Genomic DNA, 317 nt, shown 5'->3' on the forward strand with positions numbered 1-317 from the left:
GCGCAGTCGATCGTCCAGGAAGGCCACAAGGCGGTTGCCGCCGGCATGAACCCGATGGACCTGAAGCGCGGCATCGACCTCGCGGTTGGCGACGTCGTCGGGACGCTGATCAAGAACGCCAAGAAGATCAAGACCTCAGAAGAGGTTGCCCAGGTCGGCACCATCGCCGGCAATGGCGATGCCTCGGTCGGCTCGATGATTGCCGAAGCGATGCAGAAGGTCGGCAATGAGGGCGTCATTACGGTCGAGGAAGCCAAGACCGCCGAGACCGAACTCGAAGTCGTCGAAGGCATGCAGTTCGACCGCGGCTATCTCTC

Annotated in this window: 1 protein-coding gene; it reads left to right on the plus strand. The window is 62.1% G+C overall.

Features of this window, described 5'->3' with window-relative positions; genetic code table 11:
- Positions 1-317 (plus strand): TCP-1/cpn60 chaperonin family protein (locus tag AC0L2R_RS33895; protein ID WP_473514134.1); only part of this gene is annotated, 317 nt, incomplete at both ends.

The sequence above is a fragment of the Mesorhizobium sp. WSM4820 genome (assembly GCF_055811075.1).